This is a genomic window from Pseudoduganella aquatica, from assembly GCF_009857595.1.
Taxonomy (GTDB): Bacteria; Pseudomonadota; Gammaproteobacteria; order Burkholderiales; family Burkholderiaceae_D; genus Rugamonas; species Rugamonas aquatica_A.
This window is the reverse complement of sequence record NZ_WWCU01000081.1, coordinates 1-5,783: the sequence shown is the minus strand read 5'-3', so window position 1 is coordinate 5,783 and position 5,783 is coordinate 1. Positions and strand designations below refer to the sequence as shown.

The window sequence follows — 5,783 nt, the reverse complement described above, 5'->3', positions numbered from 1 at the left end:
GGCCGGCGCGGCCGGCGGCGCCGGCATGCCGATGGCGCGCAGCGGCGGCCCCGGCGCCTCGCTGACGGCGGACCAGCTGGCGGGCGTGGTGGCACCGGGCTCCATGGCGTCGCTCGGCGTGAACTCGGACTTCGAGGCGGACCAGCGCGTGCCCCAGCCCATCAGCGGCAAGCTGGGCGTGTCGCTCACGCGCACCGAGACCGAGCCGACCGAGGATCTGCCGCTGTGGACCCTGATCCGCAACAGCACCGAGGCGCTGTCCTTCACCAACTACCTGGCCTTCCTGGACCAGCTGTTCTGCGACGCCAATGTGGCCGTGTCGGACTTCGAGCGGCTGCGCTTCGTGGGCAAGAACGCGGCCTTCAACGCCATCAAGTCGCGCCGCGCGCTGCCGTTCAACGATTCCGATTCCTACCGCGTGCTGAAGGCGGCCACGGAAGCCTTCGTGATGGTCAACTGCGGCGTATTGAGCCTGCCGCTGGCCTTCAACCCGGCCGAGGACGCGGCCTACCTGGACCGGCGCGACATTCCCAACGGCGGCAGCCTGGCCGACGTGCTGGCCAACGAATACCTGGAGACGGTGGACGGCAGCACGCTGGCCTTGCCCTACCTGGCGGTGATACGCCGCAAGCTGCCGGATATTCCCATCACCATCCCGGGCAGCGGCAGCGAGGCGGACCTGTGTTTCGGCATTATCCAGGAGCGGCTGTCCAATCCCTGCCTGATAGAGCTGATCTGGTCGTACTGGATGGAGGAGGGCATGCTGGTGCAGACCATGAACGCCATCACGCAGCGCTTCCAGAACCTGCGCCCGGCCGGCACCGCGCTCGGCCAGGACCCGCTGGCCAACACCGAGATCGACATGCTGCGGCCGCTGAACAATCTGCTGTGGGGCTACACGCAGGACGAGCAGCACAGGCTCACCGTGGTGCGCCGCAACTACGAGTACGACCACCACTACGGCGTGCGCCTGGACGGCAAGGCGGTGCAGCGCTTCCGTCCGGCCGACAGCCGCTCGAAATTCCTGGAGGCCTTCCACCATCTGCTGCGCCTGCTCACGTCCTTTTACCGGCAGGACGACGACACCACCGTCAAGGCGGACGCCTTCCCGGTGCTGAACGCGCTCAAGGAGGTGCACTTGATTTTGTCGCAGGGCGCGCACAACCAGTTCGGCGACCTGCCATCCACCGCGCGCATCGAAATGCTGATGCAGCAGTGGCTGCTGGGGCGGCCCGAGTTCCGCGAGTTCCTGCCCACGCGGGTGATGGTGGCCTACCCCGAGCCGTGGATGGACCGGGTGGATGCGATGAAGAAGCTGCAAGGCTGGACCGACACCAGCGTGATGCATTTCCGCTCGCTGGCCATGTTCGGCGAACAGCTGCTGCTGTCCATCCGCTACGGCAACTGGAGCGACATCTACGAATCGACGCAGGCGTTCAACTGGGCGCGCTTCTGGCGGCCGCAGGCGCAAGGCTATATCCACGCCTACCGGGCGGCCACCGGTGTCGATCTGTCGGTCGATGGCGCGGACACGGCCACCGACGCCACGCTGCCGTCCGTGCTGCTGCGCCAGCGCCTGGCGGCGCAGCAGGCCCGCGCCTGAGCCGATGCGATGCTGGACTTCACCAGCGCGCTGTATCTTGACATGCGGCACCCGTCGGCAGCGATGGAGCCGTGGGCGTCGCTCACGCTGGGCAAGCCGGCGGCGCTGGAACAGCCTCCCGGCGCCGCCGGCGTGGCGCGGGAGCTGGCGGTGCTGTTGGGCTGCGAGGCGGCGCTGCTGCTGCCGTCCACGCTGCATCTGTATTGGGACTTGTTCGCCATGCTGGCCGGGGAGGCGGTTGCGCTGCTGATAGATGGCGGCGCCTATCCGATAGCGCGCTGGGGGGCGCAGCAGGCGCTTTCGCGCGGCGCCCCGGTGCAGGTGTTCCGCCATGGCGACGCGGCGGGCCTCGCGCGCCTGGTGCGGCGCTGGCGCGCGCAAGGCAGGCGGCCATTGGTGCTGGCGGACGGCTACAGTCCCGGCAGCGAACACCCGCCGCCCCTGTCCGACTACGCGGACATCGCCGCGCGGGGCGGAGGCTGGCTGGTGCTGGACGACACACAGCCGCTAGGCCTGCTGGGCCGCCAAGGCGGCGGCTCGGTTCCGCTGCACGGCCTGGCCAGGCCGCAGCAAAGCCGGTATGGCACGCCGGTTTTGGTTGGGGCCTCGCTGGCGAAGGCGTTTGGTGCGCCGCTGGCGGTGCTGGCCGGAAGCGCGGCCATGCTGGGGCGCTTCGAGGAGCGCAGCCTGGTGCGCATCCATGCCAGCCCGCCCAGTGTGGCCGCGATCGCCGCGGCGCGGCGGGCCTTGCGCATCAACGCCGCTTGCGGGGGCGCTTTGCGGCAGGCTTTAAGGCGGCGCGTGCAGCAGTTTCGTGCCGGGCTGGCCGCCGCCGGCATTGCATGCTGTGGCGGCATGTTCCCGGTGCAGGTGGTGCCGCTTGCGCCGGAAACCAACGGCCCGGCATTGCTGGCCGCTCTGCGGTCCGATGGCGTGCTGGCGCTGCTGCAAGGCCATCGCGGCACGGCGCGGCTGACATTTCTACTGCGTGCAGGCCACAGCGCGCATGACGTGGCCCGGGCCGTGGCGGCCCTGGAACATCATATGAAGGAGCTGGCATGAATCATCAATTCGAAACACTGCCTTTCGAACGCGAGGGCGAAATGGAATATGAACGCGGCATGCGTCCTATGCGTGCCATGGGGGCCATGCGTGGCGGCGTGCGCGGCGGCGGCCGTGTCATTCCGCCGCGCGGCCGGTTCCGCCGGCCCTGGCCTTCCTGGCCCTACTACGGCCCGCGCTATGGCGGCTGGTGGCCCTACACCTCCGTCACCGTGCTGCCTCCCGATGCGGACAACCGGCCCGACGACGAGCCGGGCGAGATACCGCCCACCATCGCCGCCACCATAGGCCGCCTGCCCGCCGCGCAACGGCCTGCCTACGTGGCTCTGGGGCCCATCACCGGCGCGCTGCGCGACCCCCGTGCCACCGGGGCCGGTTTCTACCTGATTGAATTTACCGTCAACGGCGTTCAGCGCGCCTACAGCGGGCAGACCGGCAACCTGCGCCGCCGCCTCCAGCAGCATGCGCTGTGCGGGCAGATGATGGGACTGCCGCTGGCCTCTCACTCGGTCTACGTGGCGCAATCCAGTCTGCCCGAAGCCCAGCGCCGCGCCGTCGAATACCGCATCCACGACGACATGTTCCGCACCAGCGCCGGCGTGCTGACCAACCAGCGCCGCGAACTGGAAGCGGAGTTGTTTGGCCACGAATGGCGATGAACAAAGGAGAACACCATGTACTGCAAACAATGCAACTGCACTTCCTGCCGCAGCACCTCGGCGGGCGGCTTCGAAGTGATGGAATTCGCGTCCGCGCATGAGGGCCCGTTCAGCGAAGCCCGGGAAATGGAGCTGGCGATGGAATTGATGTCGGTCACCAGCGAGGCCGAGCTGGATCAGTTCCTGGGAGGCCTGTTCAAAAGCGCCTGGAAGGGACTGAAGAAGGTGGGCTCGGTGATAGGCAAGGTGGCCAAGCCGCTGGGCGGCGTGCTGAAGGGCATAGCCAAGACAGCGCTGCCCATGGTGGGCGGCGCGCTTGGCTCCTTCATCCCCATCCCTGGCGTTGGCACGGCGCTCGGTTCCGCGCTGGGCGGCGCGGTGGCCAAGGCGCTGGAGCTGGAATTCGGGGGCATGGAATATGAGCAGCAGGAGTTCGAAATGGCGCGCCGCTTCGTGCGCATAGCGGGGACGGCGGCGCAATTGGCCGCCGGTGGCGACGGCAGCCCGCAGGCCGTGCGCAAGGCCTTGAGCGAATCGCTGCTGCAGCACGTGCCGCACTACGAAGTGGCTGGCGAATTTGCCGGCGAGCAGGGCGAGGCGTATGGCGGACGCTGGCGCCAGCGGCGCGCACAGCGCGGCGGCTTTGGCTGCTGAGGCGGCGATGATTATCGACTGCCATTGCCACGCCGGCCCCGGCGACGGCCTGAGCGGCCCGTGGGACAGCGACGCGGGGCTGGGGCGCTACCTGCGCCGCGCGCGCGAAGCGGGCATAGACCGCTGCGCGCTGCTGGCCGCCTTCCACAGCGACTACGCGCTGGCCAACGCCGCTGTCGCACGCATTGTCGCCTCGCGGCCGAAGCAGTTTTATGGCTACGCCTTTGTGCACGCCGCGCGGGACCGTGGGCGGATAGCAGCCATGGTGCGCACTGCGGTGCAGGACTACGGCTTTATCGGTATCAAGCTGCACCGGCACGACGCGCGCATCAGCGGCGAAGTGTGCCAGGCGGCGCGCCTGTTTGGCGTGCCGGTGCTGTACGATCCGATGGGGGAGGTGGCGGTGGCCGAGCTGCTGGCTGCCCAGTATCCGGATGTGGATTTCATCCTGCCCCACCTGGGCAGCTTTGCCGACGACTGGGGCGCGCAGCTGGCGCTGATCGACCATCTTGCGCGGCACAAGAACATCTACACCGACAGCTCGGGCGTGCGGCGCTTCGACCTGCTGGAGCAGGCGGTGCGCCGCGCCGGCCCGCACAAGGTGCTGTTCGGATCCGACGGCCCATGGCTGCACCCCGGCCTGGAACTGGAGAAGATACGCCTGCTGCACCTGCCCGAACGCGACGAGGCCCTGGTATTGGGCGGGAATTTTTTGCGCCTAACCCGCCGTGCTCCAGGCCTTGCGCCGCAGCTGTAGCGCGCGGTCGGTGACGCCCAGCCGCGATGCGGCTCGCTGGTTGTTGTCGTTCTCCTGTTCGAGCACCAGCTGGATCGCCATGTCGCCCGCCGCCTGCGTGATGCGCCCCAGCCCCACGCCGAGGTCGACCGCGTGCCGGATGGCGCTGGCGAAGCAGCTGTCCGGCCAGACTGCGGCGCCGCGCGGGCGCTCGTCCGGCGGGACGTCGCCTATCGTGATCGGCCCCGGCCCGCAATGCCGGTGCCAGATGCGCGCTACGGTCTGGCGCAGGTCGCGCACATTGCCGGGGTAGTCGCGCGTGAGCAGGAATTCCTTGAGCGCCGGGTCCAGTTCGCAGCACACATCTCCCGGCGCCAGCAGGCGGATGAAATGCTGCGCCAGCGGCAGGATGTCGCTTTGCCGTTCGCGCAGCGGCGGGGGACGGCAGCGCCAGCCGGCAATGCGGTAGTAGAGATCGGCGCGGAAGCTGCCGTCCGCCACGCCGGCCTCCAGGTCGCGGTTGGTGGCGCACACCAGGCGGAAGCGGGTCGGCTGCCAGGTGTTGCTGCCCACCCGCTTGTACTGCTGCTCCTGTATCACGCGCAGCAGCTGCGCCTGCATGGGCAAGGGCAGCTCGCCCACTTCGTCCAGGAACAGGATGCCGCCGTCGGCCAGCGCAAAAGCGCCGTCGCGCGCGGCCGCCGCGCCGGTGAAGGCGCCGCGCTCGTGGCCGAAGAACTCGCTGCCCGCCAGCTCGGGCGACAGCGTGGTGCAGTCCACCACCACCATTTCACCCGCTGCGCCTGCCGCAGTTCCCGTGCCGAGGCGGTGTATCAGCTGCGCGATCTGCTCCTTGCCGGTGCCGGTTTCCCCGGTGATGAGCACGGACGACTGGGTGAACGCCGCCACCTCCACCACGTTGCGCACCAGCGCGCGCCACGCCGGGCTGTTGCCGACCAGGCTGGCCTGCACGGCGGCCGAGTCCATCAGCCGCTGCACCGCCTGCCAGCGCCGCAGCCGCGCTGCCGCCTGGGCCGCCACGTCGGCCGCCGCACCACCGGCGGGCCAC

The 5,783-nt window shown here is 69.4% G+C and carries 5 protein-coding genes and 1 pseudogene; 5 read left to right on the top strand and 1 reads right to left on the bottom strand.

Features of this window, described 5'->3' with window-relative positions; genetic code table 11:
• The 5 genes and pseudogenes from GTP77_RS29410 to GTP77_RS29390 all read left to right on the top strand — a co-directional run.
• A pseudogene (locus GTP77_RS29410) lies at positions 1–1,603 on the top strand (hypothetical protein); the annotation flags it as partial.
• 9 nt (positions 1,604–1,612) lie between these two features.
• Positions 1,613–2,665, top strand: coding sequence for an aminotransferase class I/II-fold pyridoxal phosphate-dependent enzyme (locus GTP77_RS29405; RefSeq protein WP_161075693.1), 1,053 nt, complete (start codon positions 1,613–1,615; stop codon positions 2,663–2,665).
• A complete protein-coding gene (locus tag GTP77_RS29400) occupies positions 2,662–3,324 on the top strand; it encodes a GIY-YIG nuclease family protein (RefSeq protein ID WP_161075692.1) in 663 nt (220 codons plus the stop codon). The genes GTP77_RS29405 and GTP77_RS29400 overlap by 4 nt, the downstream gene beginning before the upstream one ends.
• Before the next feature lie 15 nt (positions 3,325–3,339).
• Positions 3,340–3,978 (top strand): hypothetical protein, encoded by a 639-nt coding sequence (locus GTP77_RS29395; protein ID WP_161075691.1) that lies wholly within the window; start codon positions 3,340–3,342, stop codon positions 3,976–3,978.
• A complete protein-coding gene (locus GTP77_RS29390) occupies positions 3,926–4,735 on the top strand; it encodes an amidohydrolase family protein (RefSeq protein WP_229202423.1) in 810 nt (269 codons plus the stop codon). The genes GTP77_RS29395 and GTP77_RS29390 overlap by 53 nt, the downstream gene beginning before the upstream one ends.
• Here GTP77_RS29390 and GTP77_RS29385 read toward each other — a convergent pair.
• Positions 4,697–5,783, bottom strand: a 1,087-nt coding sequence (locus GTP77_RS29385) for a sigma 54-interacting transcriptional regulator (protein ID WP_161075690.1), incomplete at its 5' end; no start/stop codon positions are given. The two genes, GTP77_RS29390 and GTP77_RS29385, sit on opposite strands and share 39 nt — an antisense overlap.